The organism is Actinoplanes missouriensis 431 (assembly GCF_000284295.1).
Taxonomy (GTDB): Bacteria; Actinomycetota; Actinomycetes; order Mycobacteriales; family Micromonosporaceae; genus Actinoplanes; species Actinoplanes missouriensis.
The window spans coordinates 7,251,178-7,275,008 of the sequence record NC_017093.1 but is presented as its reverse complement, the minus strand read 5'-3'; the positions used below and the strand labels follow the sequence as shown (position 1 = coordinate 7,275,008).

At 66.5% G+C, this 23,831-nt stretch carries 16 protein-coding genes; 11 read left to right on the top strand and 5 right to left on the bottom strand.

Going from position 1 to position 23,831, the window contains the following annotated elements; genetic code table 11:
- Nucleotide 1 precedes the first annotated feature (1 nt).
- The 3 genes from AMIS_RS33055 to AMIS_RS33045 are packed head-to-tail and all read left to right on the top strand — an operon-like array spanning nt 2 to nt 2,569.
- Nucleotides 2–1,063, top strand: a complete 1,062-nt coding sequence (locus AMIS_RS33055) for a hypothetical protein (protein WP_172666638.1) — start codon at nt 2–4, stop codon at nt 1,061–1,063.
- Nucleotides 1,064–1,084: 21 nt separating this feature from the next.
- Entirely contained in the window at nt 1,085–1,519 is a 435-nt protein-coding gene (locus AMIS_RS33050; RefSeq protein ID WP_014446817.1) for a hypothetical protein, read from the top strand.
- Between the two features lie 6 nt (nt 1,520–1,525).
- Nucleotides 1,526–2,569, top strand: a complete 1,044-nt coding sequence (locus AMIS_RS33045) for a hypothetical protein (protein ID WP_014446816.1) — start codon at nt 1,526–1,528, stop codon at nt 2,567–2,569.
- A gap of 7 nt (nt 2,570–2,576) precedes the next feature.
- On the opposite strand, the gene AMIS_RS33040 is transcribed toward AMIS_RS33045, so the two are convergent.
- From AMIS_RS33040 to AMIS_RS33020, 5 genes are read right to left on the bottom strand one after another with little or no spacing between them, the layout of a single operon-like run.
- The gene (locus AMIS_RS33040; RefSeq protein ID WP_157435160.1) at nt 2,577–3,926 is read right to left on the bottom strand and encodes a hypothetical protein; all 1,350 of its coding nucleotides are present in this window, start codon (nt 3,924–3,926) and stop codon (nt 2,577–2,579) included.
- Between the two features lie 33 nt (nt 3,927–3,959).
- The gene (locus tag AMIS_RS33035) at nt 3,960–7,145 is read right to left on the bottom strand and encodes a type I restriction endonuclease subunit R (protein WP_231859148.1); all 3,186 of its coding nucleotides are present in this window, start codon (nt 7,143–7,145) and stop codon (nt 3,960–3,962) included.
- Between the two features lie 40 nt (nt 7,146–7,185).
- Nucleotides 7,186–8,373, bottom strand: a complete 1,188-nt coding sequence (locus tag AMIS_RS33030; protein ID WP_014446813.1) for a restriction endonuclease subunit S — start codon at nt 8,371–8,373, stop codon at nt 7,186–7,188.
- Nucleotides 8,366–9,982, bottom strand: coding sequence for a type I restriction-modification system subunit M (locus AMIS_RS33025; RefSeq protein WP_014446812.1), 1,617 nt, complete (start codon nt 9,980–9,982; stop codon nt 8,366–8,368). The genes AMIS_RS33030 and AMIS_RS33025 overlap by 8 nt, the downstream gene beginning before the upstream one ends.
- A gap of 20 nt (nt 9,983–10,002) precedes the next feature.
- Entirely contained in the window at nt 10,003–12,039 is a 2,037-nt protein-coding gene (locus tag AMIS_RS33020; protein WP_014446811.1) for an N-6 DNA methylase family protein, read from the bottom strand.
- 163 nt (nt 12,040–12,202) lie between these two features.
- Between AMIS_RS33020 and AMIS_RS33015 the strand changes: the two genes are divergently transcribed.
- From AMIS_RS33015 to AMIS_RS32985, 8 genes are all read left to right on the top strand, one after another.
- Nucleotides 12,203–12,853, top strand: coding sequence for a DUF4352 domain-containing protein (locus AMIS_RS33015; protein ID WP_014446810.1), 651 nt, complete (start codon nt 12,203–12,205; stop codon nt 12,851–12,853).
- Nucleotides 12,854–12,945: 92 nt separating this feature from the next.
- On the top strand, nt 12,946–13,635 hold the full coding sequence (locus AMIS_RS33010; RefSeq protein WP_014446809.1) for a hypothetical protein: 690 nt from the start codon (nt 12,946–12,948) through the stop codon (nt 13,633–13,635).
- Nucleotides 13,636–14,002: 367 nt separating this feature from the next.
- A complete protein-coding gene (locus tag AMIS_RS43095; RefSeq protein WP_051042237.1) occupies nt 14,003–17,029 on the top strand; it encodes an AAA domain-containing protein in 3,027 nt (1,008 codons plus the stop codon).
- A gap of 81 nt (nt 17,030–17,110) precedes the next feature.
- Nucleotides 17,111–19,357: an AAA domain-containing protein gene (locus AMIS_RS43090; RefSeq protein WP_014446807.1), complete on the top strand. Its 2,247-nt coding sequence runs from the start codon at nt 17,111–17,113 to the stop codon at nt 19,355–19,357.
- 372 nt (nt 19,358–19,729) lie between these two features.
- Nucleotides 19,730–20,359 carry a hypothetical protein gene (locus AMIS_RS41000; protein WP_157435159.1) on the top strand — a complete coding sequence of 210 codons (630 nt, stop codon included), beginning with the start codon at nt 19,730–19,732 and terminating at the stop codon, nt 20,357–20,359.
- A 111-nt stretch (nt 20,360–20,470) separates the two neighbouring features.
- Entirely contained in the window at nt 20,471–22,885 is a 2,415-nt protein-coding gene (locus AMIS_RS32995) for an AAA family ATPase (RefSeq protein ID WP_014446805.1), read from the top strand.
- The gene (locus AMIS_RS32990; RefSeq protein WP_014446804.1) at nt 22,882–23,244 is read left to right on the top strand and encodes a hypothetical protein; all 363 of its coding nucleotides are present in this window, start codon (nt 22,882–22,884) and stop codon (nt 23,242–23,244) included. Before AMIS_RS32995 ends, AMIS_RS32990 begins: the two co-directional genes overlap by 4 nt.
- Complete coding sequence (locus tag AMIS_RS32985) at nt 23,244–23,756, top strand: hypothetical protein (RefSeq protein WP_014446803.1); 513 nt, start codon at nt 23,244–23,246, stop codon at nt 23,754–23,756. The genes AMIS_RS32990 and AMIS_RS32985 overlap by 1 nt, the downstream gene beginning before the upstream one ends.
- Nucleotides 23,757–23,831: the final 75 nt, after the last annotated feature.

The following is a 23,831-nucleotide window of genomic DNA, read 5'->3' as shown; positions in this document are numbered from 1 at the left end:
AGTGGTGGCCGGCAGCGGTGATCGCGGGGCCGCAAAGGATGACGTTGCGGCATCCCAGACGCCGATGAATAACCCGACCGGAATCGCGGTCGGACCGGATGGCACCGTGTATGTGAGCGACAGCGGCAATCATGTGGTACGCGCGATCAGCACGAACGGCACTATCCGCACGGTCGCGGGGACCGGGCGGGACGGCGCGGGCGCACCTGAGCCGGCGGTCGGCGCGAAGGCGACGGACGTGCCGCCCGCCTTTCCCAACGATCTCGCGGTCGGCCAGGACGGGACGGTGTTCATCGCCGATGGGCGAACGGTCCGGGTGTACGCGCTCGCGCCCGACGGCACCATCTCGGTGCGCGCCGACGCAAGTACGGGGAACGGGGTCCTGCCGTCGCCGATGGGTGCCCCGAGCGGGTTGGCGGTCGCCCCGGACGGCACGCTGTACATCGCGGATCGCGCGAACTACCAGATCATCGCTCTCGGCCCGGACGGCTCGGTACGACTGGCCGCCGGTGGCATGGGCGGATCGGTGACAGATTCGAGTGGCCTGGCGACCGAGACACCGGTTGGTCCGGTCACCGGCATCGCGGCCGACACCAGTGGCGACCTATGGATAAGCAGCGCTTCTGCTCTGCTCCGGCTGAGCGGCACCACCCTGACCAAGGTCACCGAACCAGTGGGCAGTGTCGCGACAGTTTCCGCCGGCCGTGATGGGGTCTACCTCGTCGACCAGCAGGAACGTGCCGTCCGCCGGCTCACCCGCGACAACCGGGTCAGCACCGTCGCGACCTTCGCCCCGACCCAGCAGCCGATCCTCTGGGCTGCCGCGGCCGCAGCACCGGACGGCCCGATCTACCTGGTGGACAACGCTGCCAATCGCGTTCTGGCGGCGGGAATCGGTTCGGCAGCCAGCGACGGGACGGCGCAGGGGAACAACCGGGTGTGGTGGCCGTACGCCGTCGGTGCAGTGGCGCTGCTTGCCGTCCTGCTCATCGGGGCCTGGGTGGTACGTCGCCGACGGCCCGAATCCCACTGGAGAACAGAGACTGGAGCGGATCATGCCTGAGGTGACCGGGGCGACCTGTACGTGCTCTGGCGCGTCGGTGAGGTGCATCTACCGCGGGTCGCCGACGTTTTCTACGACGCGAACCGCATGCTCGGCGGCAATGCCACGGGAAGCACCCGTCAGGCGTTCCGGCCCAACGAGGCCGCTTACCCCGGGTCGTCGTTCCTGACGAGCTCGGTCGGGGCCGCCTGGGAGGAACTGTGCGTCGAGATGCAGTTGATGATGGAGCAGATCGGCACCACGGTCCTCGACACCGGCCGCGGAGTGATGAATGCCGCGCACGCCTTCGAGGAAGCCGACCAGGCCAACGCCAACCTCCTCAACGACTACCTCCGGGATCCCGCGAACCACAATGCCGAGGACCCGCTCGCCAACCCGCCGGCCAGCTGGGCCACCGACTATCCCGGCATGCCGTACGGATCCTGGGACACCACGCCAGCCGACCAGCAGAGATGAGGAACCATGAGCAACCTGGCCCGGACTCCGGCTCACCTCGTCGGCAACGCGTTCGTCTCGGCCCTGACCGGCAAAGCGGCGCAACTCCGTGACGCCTTGATTCAGCAGACGCTCAAGGACTATGCCTCCTGGGAACGATCCATCGACGAGAACGTCGTCAGACGGCACCCCGAGCTGCGGATCGGAACCCAGGACTACCTGCAGGAGGTCGAAGCATTCCGGGGCCGCATCGGTGACGCCTTCGATTGGGTCGTCCCCGCTTTCGAGACCTTCGTGACCCCCGACCCGGACGACGTCGACCCCGCCGTCGAGATGCTGGGGACGATCCAGGGCTGGTTCGACGGCGACGTCGACACCGCGAACAACTGGACCGGCGCCAACCCCGCCCTCGAGCGAGTGAACCTCTTCGGCACCGAGATGATCGCCGGGTGGAAAGGGTCATTCACCGACAACTTCATCGATCATTTCGTGACGCCACTGGCCACCGTCCTCCCGAACCAACGGAACCTGGCTCAGCAGGTCCAGGAGCAGCTCACCTGCAACAAGGTCATCTACATCCAGCGGCGGCAGTCAGCGATGGATCTACTCGACACAGCGCTCTACGCCACCCAGAACCTCGACAACGAGATCGACGCGGACGCGGCGAAGTGGGCGACCATCGCCGCTGCGGCGGTCGGCACCACGCTCGGCCCGTTCGTCGCCGGCTGGGGCATCGGTCTGGCGCTGATGCTGGACGCCGGTGGCACCATCGCGCAGGGGCTCGTCCCGGACAAAGAGGAGAAGAAAGCGATAACCCGGTTCAACATCGGAGGCCGAACGACAGCCGACGTCGCCGCGAACATCACGACCGCGATCAGCGCCCTCGAACGGGACACCTACTCCCAGGAACAGCAAGTAGCAACCGCGCTACGCGACATCACCCGGGTCATCGAAAGCCTCCGACGCCCATCCCTGGTCTCCAACACCTCGGGCCCCTTCTCCTTGGAGAGGTCCGCACTCGCCGACGCCACCGCAGCAGAACTCACACGAAACATGCAGCCCAAGAGATAGAAGGTATCTACCAGAGCGGTGCTTGCCGACTGTCCGGTTGTCGGCTGCTCGCCTTGCCCGAGCGAGACCTGCGACGGCTGGCCGATGACCAGGACGGCCGACGTCTTGTCGTATCGCTGAACACGCCGAGGCTGACCGACTTCTGCTGCCTCAGCGAACTTTCGATCTCGGCCTTGATGAGTTCCGTCGCGACGCCGACGGTCCCGACCGCACCCACTGCGACGAGTTGGGCGAACATCGTGCTGGTCAGATGATCCTTGAAGGTGTCTTGATCAAGATACTTCGGCGATTCCGGGCGATCGAGATACCGAGCGACCTGCTCGCGTGGCATACACATCCCCGAGATCATCGATGTGCTGTCGACGTCCAGGCTGTCGAGCCGGCAGATCTTCACGAAACTGGGTGTGGGCACCATCCGGTAGTCGCTGCCGGGATACTGCGGGTGGCAGCGGGCATCGAGCGCACGCATGACCTCGAGTTGGTCGTGGAAATGGCTGTCGACCCGGCAGCGCCAGCGCTGATCGTCGAGAACCAGTCGCTTGTACTGGACCAAGACGAAACTGTGCCGTTGCCGATGGTAGTAGATGAGGTCGGTGCCGAGCCTGGTCTCGATCGGCCAGCGGTTGACGTTCATGATCTCGAGCGTTCGCCCATAACTGTCCTCGAACAACCGGACCGCGAGGCGGTCGTTGCTCTTCCGGCTCCAGCCCAAGAACGTGTTCGCATCGTGCTCGACCATGGGGTCTTCGCGAGGCGTGACGCCGTACATCGGAGGTAGGAAGGAGTCGCGATCATGGATGTCGCCGATCTCGTCCTCGGCGAGGAAACCGCCTGCCGGTGCCAGGTCCGGCGCGCCGGTGAACGCGCAGAGTGTGGCGAGCGAATCCCGCTCCTCTGCCAGCGCCTCCTTTCTCGGTACGGGTAGATCGATGTCCCGGATTCCGTACAGCGCCCCGAGGACGTGTTCGAGGCCGGGGTTCTCGTCCACGAGAATCCTGAGTACGGTCTCGCTGGCTTTCGGCGTCAGTCGACCCTGCTTCGCGAAGGGGCGCTGCTGGTCAGTCCGGAGCTCTACTCGGAGACGACTGACCTCGACCGGGCGTCTGAGCCGAGTCAACCGCCGCAGCTGAAACATCCAGCGGAGATCGTCAGCCCGGTTCTCCTCGTAGACGCCGGCTACGAACTGCACCGACCCCTGATACAGAACCAGTACGACCGGTGCGCTGACCCGTTCTGTTCCGAGGAAGGAGATCTTGCTGTCACCGTCCTCGTGTCCGATGGCGCGGCCGTCGGCGACGTCTCGAAGATGGTTGATGACGGTGTCATCGGCGAAAACCGTTCCCAGCTGTCGACCCATGGTGCCTCCCCGCATCCGGTCGATGTCGCTGTATCAAGGTGCCGTGGTCGTCCACTCGGTAGCGAAGGTCTCCAGCTGGCGCAGGACCAGGTCGACGGCTGCGCGCTCGTGGTCCGGCGGATAGTCGTACTTGACCAGTACCCGGCGGATGAAGTTGCGCAGCTTGGCCCGGACCGGCTCGCGGGAGTACCAGTCAACGGTGATCTTGGCCCGGATGGTGGCGACGATCTCGCGGGCGATCTTCGCCAGCTCGTCGTCGCCCATCACCGCCTTGGCGAGGTCGTGCTGCGCGACGGCGTCGTAGAAGGCCAGCTCGGGAACGGTGAGCGGCGGATCGAAGTGCTCGCCGCGCCGGGCCTCGGCGGAGACCTCCTTGGCCATCGCGACCAGTTCGGCGATCAGCTGAGCACTGGTTAGCTGCTGCTTCATGTACCGGGTCATCAGCGCCTCCAGCCTGGCTGAGAAGCTCTCCTGGCGGACCACGTTGTGCTTGGTCACCTCGCGCATCTTCTGCTGGATCAGCCGGCGCAGTGCCTCGGCGGCTAGATGCGGGGTCTCGGAGTTCTCCAGCCGCTGGACGGCCGCCTCGTTGAGGTCGGTGATGTCCAGCCGGCCGAGGCCGGCCTCGGCGTAGATGTCGGTGATCTCGGCGGCGTCGACCGCCTCCGCGGCGAGCTGCGCGAGATACCACTGCACTTCGGCGGTACGCGGGAGGCCCTCCGCCTCACGGGCCGCGGCGTCCAGCTTGACCATCATGATGCGTACGGCGGTGAAGAACTGGATGTCGCGGCGGAGCCGGTCGAAGTCGTCCGCCCGGTCGCGGAAGTCCCGGCTGTTGGCGCAGATGGCGTGGAACTGTTCGAGCCTGCTCGACGACTCCCGGAACCGCTTGTGCAGCGGCTTCGCGTCGCCCTCGACCTTGTTGCCCGGGGTCAACGGGTTGCGCAGGAAGTTGGCGGCCTGGTGAACGGCTTGGATCCAGCGCTTGTTGTTGCTCAGGTCGGCGAGGAGTTTCTCCCACTTCACCGGCGCTAGCATGGCGTTGAGGACCGCCACCTCGTTGTACACCTCGCTGATGGCGCGGTCGATCTCCCGGCCCAGGGTCTGGTCGTCCTGGTCGGCCGAGCTGTACTCGGTGAGCGCCTTCCTCAGGTTCTCGGTCAGCGGGGCGTAGCCGACGAGCAGCCCGTCCTTCTTGTTGCGGAAGCGGCGGTTGACCCGGGCGAGCGCCTGCATCAGGTTGGCGCCGCGCATCGGCCGGTCCATGTAGATGGTGTGGATCGGCGGTGCGTCGTAGCCGGTGAGCAGCATCGAATGGACGATGAGCAACTCCAGTTCGTCATCCGGGTCCTTGGCACGGGCCTGGACGGTCTTGCGCTGGGAGGTGCGCAACAGGTGCGGGTGGAAGATCGCGCCGTCGGTGGGCAGGGTGCTGAAGACGATCTTCATCTTGCCCTTGTCGACCGCCTGGTCCGCCCAGTCCGGCCGTAGCTTCTTGATGGCGTCGAAGACGCTGACGCAGATCTCCCGGGTGGCGCAGACCAGCATGGCTTTACCGGGGCCACCGAGCTGAGGCGATACCAGTTCGCGCCGTGCCTCCCAGTGCGCCACGAGGTCCTCGGCGAGTGTCTGGACCCGGTCGGGTGCTCCGTAGATGATGTTCATCTTCGCCGCGAACTCCGCAGCCCTGCGGCGTTCCGCGTCGTCCAGGCCGGCCGACGCGGTGTCCGCCTTCTCGTCGAGGTCCGCCGGGTCGACGTCCGGCGGGAACGACACCGGGATGATCCGCGGCTCGTGGTAGACGCGGACGGTCGCCTCGTCGTCAACGGCACGCTTGAGGTCGTACGTGTCGATGTACTTGCCGAAGACGTCGCGGGTGTCGCGGTCCGCCTCCGAGATCGGGGTGCCGGTGAAGGCGATGAAAGTGGCGTTCGGCAGTGCGTCGCGCAGGTGACGGGCGTAGCCGTCCAGGTTGTCGTAGTGACTGCGGTGAGCCTCGTCGACGATCACCACGATATTGCGCCGGTCGGACAGCAGCGGGTGCGAACGCCCGGCCGCCTTCTCGTCCGCGGTGAGCCCGAACTTCTGCAACGTCGTGAACACGATGCCGCCGGCGTTCCGGGTGGACAACTTGTCCCTCAGATCGGCCCGGGTGGCGGCCTGCTCCGGCGCCTGACCGAGCAGCCGTTCGCTGTCCGCGAACGTGTCGAAGAGCTGGTCGTCCAGATCGTTGCGGTCCGTGATCACCACGATCGTCGGGTTCTTCAGCAACGGGTGGCGGGCGGTCAGCGCGGTGGTGCACACCATCTCCTCGGACTTACCGGAGCCCTGGGTGTGCCAGACGACGCCTGCCTTGCCGTCACCCTGCGCCGCCCGCACGATCTCCTCGACGGCCTTGGTGACCGCGAAGTGCTGGTGCGGCTTGGCGATCCGCTTCGTCTTGGAGGTGAAGTTGACGAAACCCGCGGTCAGTTCGAGAAACCGCCGTTGCTGGAACACACCGTTCAGCGCCACGGCGAGGGCCTCTGGGCCGTCGTACTCCGGCGCGGTGGTGTCGATCCGCTGGCCCTCTTCGTCGATGTTCCACGGCGCGAAGTGCTCGTACGGAGTGAACGGGGTGCCGTACTTCGCGGTGACCCCGTCGGAGATCAGGCAGAGCACGGCGTGCCGGAACGCCAGCGGGAACTCGTACAAGTAAGTCTGCAGCTGGGCGTGGGCACCGACGAGAGTGGCGTTCTCGTCGGTGGCGTTCTTCAGCTCGATGACGGCGACCGGCAGCCCGTTGAGATAGAGCACGATGTCGAACCGGCGCTGCCGGTCGCCGTCCACCACGATCACCTGGCTGATCGCCCGGTAGGTGTTGCCGAGCGGATCATGCAGGTCGGCGAGGCGGATGGTGGGAGCGTGCTCGGCCCCGTACCCATCGGTGTACGAGACCGAGCGAATGCCATCGACGAGCCGCTCGTGGGCCGCACGGTTCTCAGCGAACGCCTCACCGGAGGCCACGTCGACAGCGGCGCGCACCGCGTCGGCCACCGCGGCTGGCGGCAGCTCGGGGTTGAGACGTTCGATCGCGGCCCGCAGATCCTTCATCAGTACGAGGTCTGCCCAGTCACGTCGCTGCTCGGAACCAGGCGCGAAGTCCTTGCCGTCACCTGGCTCCCAGCCGATAGTGCCCAGTTCCTCCAGAGCGATGGCCTCCCAGTCAGCCTCGCTCATTCCCGTGCTCTGCCCCATCTCAACCCTCCCCATGATTTGTCTACTGAACGGTCTCTTCAATGACCCTTTCGGCGTTTTCGATTTTCAAAAGCCCCGAGATTAGATCTGGCAAGAGTGTGTTCCTGAGCTGAGTCAGCAGCTCCGATTCGGCGATGCCATGATGCACCTGCTCGATTAATGGACGTGCTATTTCGGCGAAACGCTTGACGGTTGACGGCTCGGCCCAAGGAACCTCGAAATCTGCAAGATCACTCCATCGGGTGCGAGGCATCCTAGTGCCATCGCTCCTAGCTGTCGCATGGGCGATCACTTCGTCGCTGGAGAGCGACATCAGCAGCCATGGCAGGTATTCCGGCATCAAGGGGCGGACGACAAGAATGTCGGTGGAGCACAGGCCGTCTAGGGGTGCCACGCCCACTTTGTGGAAGTATGGTCTGAGTTTGCCGAAAAGAACGTCGCCGTGGGTGAATCGATTCTTCTGGCTTGTGACATCGGCCGAAGAGCCCCAGCTATTGATCCATACGGATTTTCGTGGCATGTGCTCCAACCCGATGTAGGCGGCCTGAGCGGACTCGCCCGGCCGAGCGCCATCTTTGACTAAAGAACCGATGGCGGAGATCTTTGCCTTACTCTCATTGCCGCTTAGTTCTTCGTAGTGCGCTCGCAGCAGGGCCTCGGCGGTAGTGGCAATGCGGTTGTTGACCGCGATCTTGTCATCCAGGGCGCCGAGTGTCGTGGATATCGCATGCTGCTCGTGCAATGAAGGGACTTTGAAGGAGTATTCGGTTATCCTGCTGGGGCTCGTGTGGCGGACGGTGCTTCCGGTCGCGGTCGCGAGGATGTGCTGGCGATATCTCTTCGTCATTAGCACGTAGTAAAGGAATCTCGGAATCGCATCCTGGCTCCGCAGTTCGACCAGCCCTATGCGCTGGTTGTGCAGGTAGGTCTTACCTTCCGGCACCAATGCTGGATAGCCTAGCGTGTCGCCAGTCTTACTGAGGTCGGTCATGGTGACGACGAGATCACCAGCGGAAAGCGTGAAGCCTTCGATTTCGGGGCCGAAATAAGTGCGAGGCTTGCCGTCCTTGAAACCGCCGCCGACGGCAAAGTTTCCAGGTGTTACAAGAGTGGGATATTTTGGATCATCGCCAAAATACTCACCCTTGAATGCATATCCGTGCTTGATGGTGACTAGGTCGCTCAGCTTCCGCTCAATCCAATCAGACATTGATCCCTCCAAGCTGCTCACGAATCAGAGCTTGGATCCGAGACGACTCATCGAAGTGCGCGTAGAGATCTTTTGTGAGGCGCTCGATGCGGTCCGCTGGCGGTTCGGCTTCCGACTCCTCCTCCCCTTCAGTCGCACCTACGTACCAGCCGGGCGTGAGGACATGATCGAAGGCGCCTATTTCGTCCAGCGTTGCCGAGTAGCAGAAGCCGGGCACGTCTTGGTACGCCTGGCCTTTGGCCTTCGCGGATTTTGTGCCACGCCAGGAGTGGTACGTGTCGGCGATCCTGGACAGGTCAGTATCGGTGAGTATGCGCTCGGTGCGGTCGACCATCGTGCCCGATGCCTGAGCATTGATGAAGAGAGTTTGGCCGCGTCGGTCTGTCAGTGCCCGATTCCCCTGCGATGACTTGTCTTTGGTCAGGAACCACAGGCAGGCCGGGATCGCGGTAGTGCGGAACAGATTCGGCGGCAGAGCGACCATGCAGGCGATCAGGTCCTGTTCGATCATTTCTCGACGGATTTCGCCCTCGCCGGACTGCTTCGATGACATCGAGCCGTTTGCCAGGACTACGCCAGCACTACCGCGGTCGCCGAGCTTGGAGACCATGTGCTGGAGCCAGGCGTAGTTGGCGTTGCTCTGGGGCGGGACGCCGTAGCGCCAGCGCTGATCGGTCTCCTTTCTCGCCCAATCACTCATGTTGAATGGTGGGTTCGCCATGATGAAGTCGGCCTGCATGTCAGGGTGTTTGTCTTCGGCGAAGGTGTCCGCCCAGCGGTCGCCGATGCCCTTGGGATCCATGCCGTGGATGGCGAGGTTCATTTTTGCCAGTCGCCAGGTGCGCTCGTTCGCCTCCTGGCCGTAGACGGCGATGTCGTGAGTGTGGTCGCGACCGGCGTGAGCTGCGACGAACTTGCCGGCCTGCACAAACATGCCGCCGGAGCCGCAGCACGGGTCGTAGACGCGGCCCTCGTACGGTTCGAGGATCTCGACGATCAGCTTGACCACGCTGGCGGGGGTGTAGAACTCGCCCGCCCGCTTGCCCTCGGCGCGAGCGAACTTTTCCAGGAAGTATTCGTAGACCTCGCCGAGAACATCCTGGGCCGAGCGCTCGCCGTGCCCGGTGAACCGGGCATCACTGATCAGGTCGACGAGTTCTTTGAGGCGTTTTTGGTCGACGTTGTCCCGGTTGAAGATCTTGGGCAGGACACCGATCAGCGGCGGGTTTTCCCGCATGACCGCGTCCATCGCGTCGTCGAGCAGCATGCCGACGCCGTTGGGTGCGTTCTCAACCAGGTAGTCCCAGCGCGCGATCTCCGGTACCCAGAAGACGTTCTCCGCGGTGTACTCGTCGCGTTCGTCGAGGAACTCGGCACGCCGGTCCTCCGGCATGTCGGTCAGTTCCTCGGCGATCTGGGCGCGGCGCTCGGCGAACGCGTCCGAGACGTACTTGAGGAAGACTAGGCCGAGGACGAACTCCTTGTACTGGGCGGCGTCCATAGAGCCGCGCAGTTTGTCCGCGGCCTTCCACAGGATGTCCTGGATCTGCTTGGTACTGGACATGCCGGGCAGTTCGCCCTGTCCAGTGGCGCGCTTGCGTGGGGGCACTGGTGATTCCGTTCTCTCGGTCAGGAGTTCGTACCGTACAAAGTCGTCAGGGTGCCGTCGGCGAAGCCGGATACGGCGAGTTCTCGCATTTCGTCCAGAAGGTCGAGCTGTCGTTGGAGTAGACGTTCACGCTCGGCGATGCGGCCCAGTGCGACGTCGAGGCGGTGGGCCTCTTCTCTCGTCAGGTCAGGGACCGTCACATCGTGCAGCCGTGGGCCGCGGACGGCGCTCGGGCTACGGGCGGTGTTGCGGGCAGTGTCGAGCAGGGCCTTGAGCACGCGTGGGGTCAGGGCGTCGCCCTTCTTGATCCGTAACCCGCGCGCGGGGAACTCGATGACCGAGACCCCCTCCTCGTCGAGCAGCACACCCCAGTGCGGGACGGTTGTCACCACCAGATCACCCGGTTCGGTGAGGATGGCGTGCGGGTACTCGGCGGCCAGGGTGAGCCGGTCGATCCATCGTCGCGGGCGCTGACCGGTTGCCTCGGCGGCGCCGAGTACCCGGTAGGTTCCGCGCGGCCCTACATGCTCGGGCAACAGCCGGTGCCCAGGTAGTTCTCGCAGGCGGCCGGCAGTTCGCAGACTGCGAAGGCTGACCTCCGTTGGACGCTTTCCGTGATGTTGGACGGCGGCGGTGTCGAGAGGGCCGTTCTCATCCTTGTACTGATGCGTCGCTTTCTCGGCATCGGCGAGTCGGCGCTCGACCTCGCCGATGAGCGCGGGACGGTCCATCGCGAGCTGAGCGCGCATGGTGACCGAGGTCGGCCCGGGAAGCCGTAGTGCGCTCCCGTTGTTCAAGCCGAGTTCTTCCAGGAGGACGATGCGGCCGGTACGCGGATCGTGCCCGTCGCGGCGGATGCCCTCGGCGCGCCACAACACTATGTCTCCGGCGGCGGCCTCGACGACGCGATCGTCGAGGGCCTTACCGCTGAGGTCCGCGAGCAGTAGAAGACCCTTGGTCGACGGCACCGGGTCACGGGTGAGCACCCACAGCGCCGCGGGATACCCGGGTCGGCCCGGGTATGTTCCGCCGGGAAGGCGCACTACCGCTTCGACGAGACCGCCTTCCAGTAAGTCCCTCCGGCGTCGGATCGCCTTCGGTTCACGTAGGTCGTCGACCAGGCTGGCAGCCGGGCCGACAACCACGGCTGTACGACCACGGCCGAGTCGGTCCGTGATGTCGCTGATCTTGTTGAGGTCTTCAGACGGGTCGCGGGATTCGGTCGGCTGATAGGGGAGTCGAGTCACGATCACGTCGGCTTCGGAGAAGTCGTCGTTCAGATCGTCAGCGCGGACCTCGACCTGATACTCGGGAACGCCGGCGAGCAGGAGGCGACGGCGTACCAGACGGGCGAGAACCGGATCGGGCTGCACCGCGTTGACGATCAGCCGGTCCGGGTCGAGGTCGGGTAGGAGCGCGGTCAGTAGGTCGCCGGATCCCGCGTAGGGGTCGGCGATGCTGATCAAGCCGTCCTCGGTCAACCGGCTCGGCACGTCGACAGCCTGCCGGATCAGCGTGACCAGGTGGGGGGTCAGCGTGTCAGTGTCGAGCTCCGGCCAGCCGAGGCGAGCAGCGCTGCCGAGAAGGAACTGATGAGCCCGCCCAGCGTCGTAGGCGCCCTCGATCAGTTGCTCGACCATGCCCGGTAGATCGGCCAGTGCGGGTGCTTCCTGGAGATCCGAGAGGATGAACTCGTCGTCCGGATCGAATCGTTGAGCCGCCTTCAGTGGATCGGGCGGCAGGATCCGGCCGGACATCTCACGTAGGCAGAGGGCGGCCCCGAGTGACAGCACCAGCTTTCGGCCGCCGTGCTCACGGCCGTACGTGCTCAGGGTGTGCAGAGCGCGCTCGGCGCGTAGGGTCTCCGGATCGGTGTTGCCGAGTCTGCGGTCCAGAAGCCAGGCGATGACCTCATCTGCGGGGAAGAGGAGCTGACCGCCGGGGCTGGAGACCGGGGCCGGAAAGTCGAGGTGCCGGCGCCGCCAGGTCGACACCACCGGCCGTTCGACCTGGGCCAGCTGGGCGATCTCACCCGACGACATCAACTCGTCCGTCATCCTCTTCACCTCCTTCGTGACCAACAGGCTCCACAGTAGTCATCGTCGTCCCATAGTCAAAGGCGATGTCGGTAACCCGGGTTATCAGCTCCGTGACTCGACGGGAATAGGCGGCCACGGTCTTCTTGGTGGGCCGCATCCCGATCACGACACGGAGTCCGCCATGACATATCCGCAGAATCCCGCCACCCCGTCCGGCTGGACGCCTCCGGCGCCGATGCCGGCACCGGCCAAGAAGCGCAAGTGGCCGTGGATCCTCGGCGGGCTGGTCGGTCTGATGCTGATCGGCTGCATCGGCGCGGTCACCTCCGGCGGCACCGACACGGCCGAGCCGGCCGACGGGTCGCAGGCGACTACCGCGGCGGAAGGGCCGGCCGCCGTCGCGCCCAAGAAGACCGAGAAGGCCAAGGACGACACTCCTGGCCTGAACCACCCGGCCGCCGACGGCGACTTCCAGTTCACGGTCACCGGCGTGAAGTGCGGCGTCAGCAAGGTCGGCACCAGCCTGCTCGGGCAGGCGGCGCAGGGCCAGTTCTGCCTGATCAGCGTCCAGGTCAAGAACATCGGCAAGGAGGCGCAGACGTTCCTCGACTCGGCTCAGAAGGCGTACGACGCGAAGAAGGTCGAGTACTCCGTCGACTCCAGCGCGGCTCTCTACGCCAACGGTGACCAGCAGATCCTCTTCGCCGAGATCAACCCGGGCAACACGGTCAAGGGCAAGCTCGTCTTCGACGTGCCCGAGGGCCCCAAGCTCACCAGCCTGGAGCTGCACGACTCGCCGTTCTCCGGCGGCGTCCGGGTGTCCCTCAAGTGATCAGGCGCCGTGCCGGTTCAAGCCAGCCGGACAGCCGGTACGGCGCACCAACGAACGATCGAAGTAGAGATGACGATCAAGGAGGACACCCCATGACGACAGACAACACCGACGAAACAACATCGATGGCCGCTGAGGCTGGGCATCGAGCCCTCAGCCTCCTGAACAAGGCGATCGATGTCCAGACTCCGCTGGTGCGCAGGAACATCGCTCGGGCCCGCCAGCGGAACCCCGAGGCGTCCCCGGCGGAGGTGATCCGAAATCTGGAGCGGATGTACGTCAGCGCTCTGACGGGGACGGGTGCCGCGGTCGGAGGAACCGCGGCCGCGCCCGGCGTCGGCACGGGTGTCGCGTTGGCGCTGTCCGCCGCCGAGGCTCTCTCGTCTCTCGAGCTGAGCGTGCTCTTCGCGCTCTCGATCGCCGAGGTTCACGGCGTGCCCATCGACGAGATCGAGCGCCGCCGGACGATCGTGATGGGCATCATGCTCGGCGGCTCCGGGTCCAAGACCATCACCAAGGTCGCTGAGCGTACGGGGCAGCATTGGGCCCGGCAGATCGTCGCCAAGGTGCCCGTCGAGACGTTGCACCGGATCAACGGAGTCCTGGGAAGGCACTTCGTCACGAAATACGGGACCAAGCAGGGAATCATCGTTCTCGGCCGAGTGGCGCCGTTCGGCATCGGCCTGGTGATCGGTGGTGCCGCGAACGCAGGCCTTGCCACCCTGGCGGTGCGAGCCGGCCGACGTGCATTCGGCCAGGCCCCCGCATCATGGTCGGACTGACACGGAGTATCTCGCCGACTTTCAGCTGTGCCCAAACCATTGCTTTGGGCCAGCTGTGATCCCCCGGACGGCCGAGAACATCCCCGTAAAGGCGGGCAGCGGTAGCCGTTGTGTCACGTCTAGTGTTCTGGGCCGTTCCCATGTTCGCCCGTGCCGTTTCCGATCAGCAATCCGGCCGCACCTTCGTGCCAGCCGGTGATCGATGCTGGGTCGGCGGGCTTTCGCCGCCGGGGGCGCGACGGCGACTCTTCGGGCCGGATGACTGCGCGGATCCGTCACATCCGCCCTGACCGGCTTCCCTGCGCCGAGTAGGTCCGAGCGCCCGTCCTGAATGCGTAGGAATCATCGCTTTGAAGGGAACTCTGTCTTGACCACCGCTCCAGCGAGTCGCCTGGACCGCGCGATCCGACTGTTCGAGTTTCTCGCCCGGGCGCAGCAGTCGGTGACGACGGCCCCGAGAACCGTGGACGGGTACGAGGTCGCCTGGACCCGGGACATGCCCCGGCACCCGGCGGTGCATTTTGCGCACTGGGATGTGGTGCCGGAGCCGGGTGCCGAGATCGGGCACGTCGATCGTCTCGACCGGGTGCGTCCGCCGGCGCCGAGTTCCGAGGTGGCCCGGTGGCTGGAAGCCGGGTGTGACGACCCGGACGTCGTGCCGAAGCTCGCACTGGAGATCCCTGGTCCCGTGCCGGAAGGCGAGGACGCCGAGCCGGAGGTGTTGCTTCTGGCCGATCATCCGCGGATCGTGCCGGCATATGAGCGGTGGTTGATCGGCTGGACGCAGTGGGCAGACCGGGAACGCGTCGAGAAGCCGGTGCGCGACGCCTATGGAGCCCTCTTCGCGATGCAGGCTGAAGCGGCCAGCAACCCGGAAGAGAAGGAGCTGGTGCTCGCCGTCGGCTGCCTGGTCTGGAAGCCGGCCGATCACCCTGTGGTGCGGCGGCATCTGATCACCGTTCCGTTGCGTATCGACCTGGATCCAGCCAGCGGCACGCTGCACCTGACCGCCGCCGAGACAGTCGATCCGCTGCGTCTCGAGCTCGACATGCTGGACTCCGGCCTGACCAGGTCACGGCACATCAGCGAGGTTCGGGAACTGGCGCGCACCTACGCGCATCACCCGCTCGATCTGGCGGCGATCGGCGAGGTGCTGCAGCGGGTCGCTAACAGTCTCGACCCGGACGCGGTCTATACCGAGACGGAGAATCCCGGCCGGGCGGCGGCGCCCACCGCGGAAGTCACGCTGGCACCCGCCGTGGTGCTGCGCCGGCGCAATCACGGTCTGGTTGAGGTGCTGGAGCGGATTCGAGAGCAGCTGATCGACGCCGAGAGCGTGCCCGAAGGCGTCCTGCCGCTGGTCGACCCGGACCACCGGCCGCCGACGGTGGCCGATCCGGCACCGGGTGCGCTGGTGGCCGTGGACGACGAGGTCTACCTGCCGCTGCCGGTGAACGACACGCAGTTGAAGATCGTGCAGCGGGTGGACCAGAACGCCCAGACGCTGGTGCAGGGTCCGCCGGGCACCGGTAAGACCCACACCGCGGCGGCGCTGCTCAGCCATCTGCTCGCCCAGGGGAAGCGGGTGCTGGTCACCGCGCAGACGGATCGGGCGCTCAAGGAGGTGCGGGCGAAGTTGCCGGAGGCGATCCGGCCGTTGTCGGTGGCCGTGGTCGGCGCGTCCCGCGAGGACATGGCCGATCTGAAGGTCGCCGTCAACACCATCTCGCAGCGGGCGATCGACTTCGACGGCGATGCGTCCGTACGGAAGATCCAGCACCATCTGGACGCCATCGACCGTTTACGGCGCAGCCGCAGCCTGCTGCACCGGCGCATCGTCGACGTCCGGTCGGCCGAAGTGACGAAGCACGAGCAGGGTCCCTACCGGGGGACGCTCGCGGCGATCGCTACAGCACACAACGCCGACGAGAAACCGTACGGATGGTTGCGGCCGTTGATCCCGGCCGAGCCCGCGGATCAGCCACCACTGGCCGCCGCGGAGATGATCGAGTGGCTGCGACTGCTGCGCGATGATCGGCTGTCGGCCGACGAGCCGGCGGCGCAGGAGGTTCTGGCCGACCCGGCAACGTTGCTGCCGCCGGCCGACTTCGCGGCAGCCGTCGCGGCTGAGAGCCAGGCGCGTGCCGATCATGAGGCGTTTCAGGGTGGCCGGGGGCACGCGGCCTTCGCCGCTGTTCGGGCCATGCCACCGGGCGACCGCACCGTGCTGCGGCAGGAACTGCATCGGCTCGCCGACACGGCTGACGACCTGGCTCGGCGCCGGGAGGTCTGGATGGCCGATGCCCTGGCCGATGTCGTCTCCGGCCGCGGCCAGGTCTGGTGGAACCGCGCCACCCAGCTGCAACAACTCACCCAGCAGGCACAGCCGCACGTACAGGCCCTCGGCTTCACCTCGGTCTGCTCGACCGGTCCCGATCTGGCCCCGCTGGTGGCCTTGGCGCGACACCTAAGGGAACATCTGAACGCCGGCGGCAAGATCAAGATTGCGGCGGACGGAACGCCGGTCCTCGGTGTACTGGCCGCCAAACCGGTGAAGGCTGCCCGAGACCTTTTCGCCCACGTACGCGTCGACGGAAACCCGCCCACGTCCGTCGCCGCGATCGACTTCTTCCTCGCCTGGACGGAGGCCGGCCGGTTGCTGGCGGCTCTCGACCGGGCCTGGCCAGCCAGCGTCGTCATTCCGCCGGAGGACACTTTCGACGAACGGCTCACCTGGCACGTCACTGAACTTCACCAGTTGAATCGCGTTCTCGCCCTCGGGGCGGATCTCGCCCAACAGGACCAGCGTCTCGCCGCCTGGCGCCTGCCCCGCCCGGAATGGGCCGACCTCTCGGCCGTACGGTCCTATGCCGCGCTTGTCGACGCGGCGGCCACCGACGACCATCTGCTCGTCACGCGGGCCGCCGTCGACGCCGCGGTGGAACCCGTCGCCGGCCTGATCCACGACCCTGCTGTCTCGCCGGTGGTGCTCGCCCTGGCGAAAGCCGTCGTCGACCGGGACGTCGACGGGTACGCCGTCGCCGTGCACCGGCACGCCCGTCTGATCGAGGCACGTGGACAAGGGCAGTACCGTGACCGGCTCGGATCCCGGCTCCAGCGGGAAGCCGCCCGGGTTCATGAAGCGATCGCCGCCCTTCCCGAGGACGACGTGTGGGATGACCGTCTCGCTCGTTGGGAGCACGCGTGGGCCTGGGCGGTCACTGGTGTGTGGCTCGGTAATCGGCAGGTGGCCGACCTCAACCGGCTTCAAACCGAGATCAGCGAGGTCGAGCAGACGATCCGCCACCACGTCGAGGAGCTGTCCGCCGAGCGGGCCTGGCGGCACGCTGCGTCTCCGTCGCGGATCAGCGGCTCTGCCCGGGCCAACCTGTAGCAGTACGGGCAACTCGTCCGTGGCCTGGGTAAGGGGACCGGCAAGTATGCCCACCTGCGCCGGGCGGAGATCCGCCAGGCCATGGACCGCTGCCGGTCGTCGGTGCCGGTGTGGATCATGCCGATCTACCGGATCGCCGAACAGTTGCAGGTCCAGCCCAACATGTTCGACGTGGTGGTCGTCGACGAGGCATCCCAGGCCGGACTGGCCGCGACCTTCCTTCAGTACCTGGCTCCGAAGATCGTCGTGATCGGCGACGACAAGCAGGTCTCCCCGGCCGCGGTCGGCGTGGATCAGCAGCACCTGCGTGATCTCGCTTCCCAGTATCTGTACGACGACCCGTACCGGGCGTCGTGGCAGGACCCGAAGCGCAGCTTCTTCGACGAGGCCAAGATGCGTTTCACCGGCCTCATCGCGCTGACCGAGCACCGCCGCTGCGTTCCGGAGATCATCAACTTCTCCAACCGGATCGCGTACGAGCCGGAGAACATCCGCCTCATCCCGGTTCGCCAGTACGGCGCCGACCGTCTCGAGCCGATCAAGCCGGTCTTCGTGGAGACCGGCTACGTGCGGGGGACGACCGGCAAGGTGAATCCCCCCGAGGCCGAGGCGATCGTCGAGCAGATCGTGGCGTGCGCACAGGATTCCCGCTACGACGGCCTGACCTTCGGCGTCATCTCCTTGCAGGGCACGCATCAGGCCAACCACATCCAGCGGCTGCTGCTGGAGCAACTGGACCCGGCCGAATGGGAGCGACGAGACCTGCGCTGCGGTGACTCGGCCGATTTCCAGGGTTCCGAGCGTGACGTCATGTTCCTGAGCATGGTCACCGCCGTGGAGCCCGGGACGCGTATCGGTGTGGCCACGAGCGAGATGTACATGCAGCGCTACAACGTCGCCGCCTCCCGGGCCAAGGACCAGATGTGGATCTTCCACTCGGTCCGGCCCAGCGACCTGGGCAACCCGGAGGACCTGCGCCATCAGCTTCTGGACTACTGCTACGGCGTATCCGCCCGTCCCTCCGCACTTGAGGGCGTCGACCTGCCCACCGACGTGCCCGAGGACCGGCGGGTCGCCCCGTTCGACTCGCTTTTCGAGCAGCGGGTCTACAACCGGCTGGTCGGCCGCGGATTCACGGTGGTGCCGCAGTACGAGGCGATCGGCTACTCGATCGACCTGGTGGTGGTCGGCCCGCACGGCCGGCTCGCCATCGAATGTGACGGCGACGCCTGGCACGGCCCAGATCGCTACGAGGCAGACATGGCACGCCAGCGGGAACTGGAACGCTGCGGATGGGAGTTCTTCCGGATCCCCCAATCGGCCTTCGTGGTGGACGAGGCTTCCGTGCTGCGCGACCTGTGGGCTGCCCTCGAGCGACGCGGCATCCGCCCGTCCGACTGGTCTGAGCCGGCCGAGCCCGCTGCCCTGGTGGTCGCGCCGCCCAGGCCCGCCGATCAAGGTGCGCAGGCCGTCGCGAGTCGTCCGGCGGCTGTCCTGCCGCCGAGTGAGTCGGCGCCGACAGCCCCGATCGCGCCTGCGCCGCTCCCGGCAACTCCCTCCACGCCAGCCGTTCCGAACGAGTCCGTGCCAGATAGCGAGCCGTCGAGCACAACCGTTGCGGATGTCGAACCGCGGGTCGAGCCACAACGGGACTCCGTGCCGCCGGTACCTCCGCTGCCGGTCGTGGAGACGCAGCGCCGAGCATCCACACCGAGTAATCAGGAGATCCAGCCAGGGGTGTGGCGTGTTCCCCGGCCGGACGGCAGTGGGGCCACAGAGGCTTCCACCTGGGTCGGGTCGTTCGTTCTCGAGCCGTACCGGACCTATCAGGGTGCGGCACCACGCCCGAACGATCCGGCCCCGTCGGGAATGCGTGAGGCACTGCTCGCCATCGTCGATCGTGAAGGACCGATCCTCGGTGAGCGGCTGCAGAGTGCGTACGTCAGAGCCGCCGGTGGCCAGCGCGTCACCAGGGTGTCGGCGAGCGCCATCAACAAGGTCATCACCGCAGCGGTCCGCCGCGGACTGCTCATCCAGGACAACCCGCTGCGAGATCCCGGCATCCAGCCATGCACCTACCGGCTGCCGAGTCAGCCTCGGCTGCTGCTGCGGACCCTGGGCCCACGGGTCCTCGACGAGGTGCCACCCGCAGAGCTCGCCATGGTCATGGCCGTCCATGCGAGGCGACTCGGATGGGACAACCGTGAGGCCGTCTTCCGGGCAACGCTGGAGACCTATGGTCGCAAGTCGCTGACCGAGGTGGCGGCCTCTCGGTTGAGCAGGGTCGAGAGCGTTGCGCGCAAGCTCGCGGCCGACCCGCGGAACTGAGGCATCTATTTGATGGCATCGGGAACGAGGGCCTCAAGTCCACGTACCCGGTGCCATCAGCGGCGCAGGTACCAAAAGTTTCTATCAAGCTGATAACCGAGGTTATCGCAAACTTTGTCGATAGATAAATGAATCCCGTGTTCTCCTGTTTCACCGAACGGCAAGCGATGTCGTTCGATCGACAGGGGAACTTCGATGACTCTTCCGCAGAATCCTTATCCGTTTCCGCAGCCCGTGCCCCAGCCGAAGCGAGGCAGGCGCATCTTCGTGATCGCCGGGGCCGCGGCTTCCGTCATGGTCCTGTTGTGCTGCGGCGTGGGCCTCGCCGCGATGAACGGTGAGGAAGAGCCTTCGAAGCTAGGGGCCGTCTCGGTGCCGAGTACCGAGCCGGTCAAGGCCACGGCGACGCCCGAGGAGCCGACGGCAGCAGCCACGACGGAGCCGGTCGCGACCACGACGCCAACCACCACCGAGCCCGCGGTCGCCAAGCCGCGGGTGATCAAAGGGCGTGGTGACGACGTGGTGGACATCCCGCCGCTCACCGATCTGTCGGTGGTCGTCTTCGACTGCCGGTGCTCCAGCAACACCGTGCTCAAGAGCGACGGCCCGGAGTCGCTGCTGGTCAATGAGATCGGCGCCTACAAGGGCAAGCGGTGGATCAACCTCGAGGACGGGGCGCAGACCACCCAGCTCGAGATCGAGGCGGCCGGCCGCTGGACGTTGACGATCGGGTCCGTCGACCAGCTCGCCACCAAAGCCGCCTCCGGTAAAGCGTCCGGCAAGGGCGATGACGTCGTCGTGCTCGGCGGCAACGCCACCAAGGCGAAGATCACCCACTCCAAGGGGTCGTCGAACTTCGTGATCAATGCCTACTCCCTCGAAACCGGTGAGGGCGGCCTGCTCGTCAACGAGATCGGTGGCTACTCCGGCACCCGGCCGCTGCAGGCACCCGCGCTGGTCGAGGTGACCGCCGACGGCAAGTGGACCATCTCGCCATCCTGACCAGCTCGTTCCGCTAGATCCACCGCGTTCCACAGCTCCGCCCGCACCACTGACCGCAACACCGCTCTGCCGCGAACAGAGCATCAAACCGGCAGTAAACAGGGGGTCCTCATGGACGACGCAATCACGCTCTACCACGAACTCACCGACCGGCTGAGCGCTCACGGCGCAACCGGCCCGGAGACCGATCTGGTCCTCGCAGCCTTCCGAGGCGAGGAAACTCTCGCGGCCGTCATGCGCGGCGAGGCGCTGCCCGATGTGCCCGTCGGCTCGGCCGAGTCCGACGACGCGCCGGAGGTCTTTCTGGAGTCGGTGGAAACCACCGGTTTCCGGGGAATCGGCCCGCACACCGCACTCCGGCTCAAGCCCGAACCGGGTCTGACCGTCATCGCCGGCCGGAACGGCTCCGCGAAGTCCAGCCTCGCCGAATCGATCGAGTACGGCCTCACCGAGGACTCGCCGCGCTGGTCGCAGCGCCCGGCCATCTTCCGTGAGGGATGGCGCAACGTGCACTACACCGGCGAGCGCTCGATCGCGGTGAAGCTGCGGTCCGCGTCGAGCGGGCAGCCGGTCGTCATCCGTCGCGCCTGGGGCGTCGGCGAGACCGACCTGGCCGCCTCGACTATGAGCGTGACCCGCAACGGCGCCACCGTGCCGCCGGAAGACCGGCCCGAGTGGCTGGGCCCGTCAGATCGGTTCCGTCCGTACCTGTCCGCCCGGGACCTGGAGCGGGTGATCGGTGCCAAACCCACCGAGCTGTACGACTCGATCGCGCCGATCCTCGGGCTGGCGCCACTCTCCACCGCCAGCGCGCGGCTCCAGACATTGCGTAAGGAGCGCGACGATCGGGTGGTCGCGCTGCGCGGTGCGTTCAACGATCTGCGTACCCGGCTCGAAGGCATGGACGACCCGCGAGCTGCTGAAGCCGTACGGCTGCTGGGGAAACAGGCTGCGCGGGCGAACCTGGCGGCGCTCGCCGACCTGGCTGCCGGAGAAACCGGTGGAGTCGACGCCCATGCGGCGTCAGCCGCGCGGCGGCTCGCCGAGCTGGAACTGCCGGAGGTCGGACACACCCTGCGTGAGCTGGCCAAGGCGCAGGAGTCGGTGCAGCAGCTTGCCCGGACCGAGACGGCCGTCGGGCATCGGGTGGCGGACCTGCTCTGGGGTGCCCTGGAGATGCACCGGGATCAGGGCGATCGGTCGTGCCCGGTGTGCCAGGTCGGTGTCCTCGACAGCGCGTGGCGGGAAGGCGCCGAGCAGGAGGTCAGCCGGCTGCGCTCTGCCACCGCGACGGTGCGTGCCGCGACCGATCGATCGGGTGAGCTGCTGCGGCAGGCGCAGGGCGAGATCAACGACGTACGCCGGATGCTGGACCCGGTCGTGGCGGCTCTTGCTTCCGTACTGCCTGATCAGTGCGCGGCAACCGACCAGGCTCTGGAGGTACTGGCGGTCGACCAGGTTTCCTGGCCGGCCGTCTCGGTAGCCCACCAGCGGCTGAGTACGGCCGCGGCCGAGTGGCTGGCCGGTCGGCATGACGCGTGGCAGGAACCCGGCGCCGCGATCCGCCGGTGGGTGGAGGACGCCCAGGTCGTCCGGGCCGAAGCCGACGAGCTGGCGCTGCTGACCAAGTCCCGTAACGCCCTGACCGCGGTCGCCGACCGGATGCGTGACGACCGTTTCCAGGCGGCTGCCCAGCAGTCCCAGCACATCTGGGAGCTGCTACGGCAGGAGAGCAACGTCGCGATGGGCGAGATCAAACTCGGTGGCACCAACACCCGGCGGCGGGTCGACATCTCGGTGGCCGTCGACGGCACGGACACCCCGGCGCTCGCGGTGATGAGCCAGGGCGAGTTGCACGCGTTCGGTCTGGCGCTGTTCCTGCCCCGGGCCTGCGCCGACGCGAGCCCGTACCGGTTCGTGGTGATCGACGACCCGGTGCAGAGCATGGACCCGAGCAAGGTCGACGGGTTCGCCGAGGTGTTGCGGGAGGTAGCGCGTACCCGGCAGGTCGTGGTGTTCACTCACGACGACCGGCTGCCCGAAGCGATCCGGCGACTCGGCATCGACGCCGACGTCCGCGAGGTGAGCCGGCGTGAAGGCTCGGTCGTCGAAGTCCGTAAGAATCTGTGGCCTGCCAAGCGCTACCTGGAGGACGCCCGGGCGGTCGCTCGCGACAAGGAGATCCCGGAACAGGCGAGGCGGCTGATGGTCGCCGGGTTCTGCCGGTCCGCACTCGAAGCAACGGCGATGGACCGCTATCGAGCAGCGCAGTATGCGGCGGGCACGCCCTTGCGAGAGATCGACGCAGCCTTGGGTACGGCTCACAGCGTCCAGGACAAGTTGACCCTTGGACTGTTCGGAGACCCGAGCCGCCGTGGGGACCTCTACGCCCAGCTGAACCGCAGCCGGGTGCCGCGGGCCGTCGACACGGTGAAAGCCGTGGCGAAGGCGGTGCATGGGCACTGCGACATGGACAGCATGGACATGGTCGTCGCCTCCGAGCTGCTGGTGGCGAGGCTGTCATGAGCGCCTGCCTGGAGACCGCCGACCGGCTGCTGACCACCGTCATCCGTGGCGCCCGGGGATGCTGGCCGCGAGCCTGCGCCTGGCTGCTGCGGTACGAACTCGAAGCCGCCATGGACCGCTACTGGCAGCGGGCGTGCTCGGAGATCGGGCAGGCCCACGCCCAGCGACACAAACTGCTCCTTCTCGGCCACTACGCCGGCGACGAGATCGGGCGGCGGGCCAGCTACCTGTGGTGGGCCCTGTCCCGGGCCGGGCACCACCACGCCTATGAACTCGGCATCACCGCCACCGAACTGGCGCGGCTCCGGGCCGAACTGGTCGACGTCATCACGCTTCTCGACACACAGGAGGTCCGGTAATGCAGAAACGCGACTACGCCTTCGTCCTGCTCGGCGTCGAGGCGTTGGCCTTGGTAGGGGTGATCTACTACCTGGTGACGCTCGACTTCATGAGCCTTGCCTGGGCAGCTTCGATCGCCGTCGCCCTCCCGGCCTGGGTACTGGCCGTGAAGGCTCCGACCACGTGCGGAGTGACCACCCAGAAAGGCGGGCGGTGCAGTCGCAAGGTCAACGGCGTGATCTTCGGCTGCAGCCAGTCGGAGCACGTGTGGGCGAAGTTCTTCGCCCGTTTCGGCTGGCACCGCCAGGCGGACCCGAACACACCCGGTGCGCGTGCCGGCAGGCTGCCGACCGGAGGCGAGGGCGTCGAGGTGGTCACCGTGAAGATCGCCGAGGATGGGAAGAGCACGGCGGCGTTCTGGCTGGCGCTGACGGCGACACTGTGCGCCCTCACGAGCGCCACCGTCGATGTCACGAACTTTCTCCGTGACCGGCAGGAACCGAAACCACCGGCCGCCACGGCCACCCGATGATGGTGGGCTGCCGGATCGACTCCGGCAGCCCACCGGTACGAACCTCTCTTGATGTTGCCCAGGACGACGGTTCTC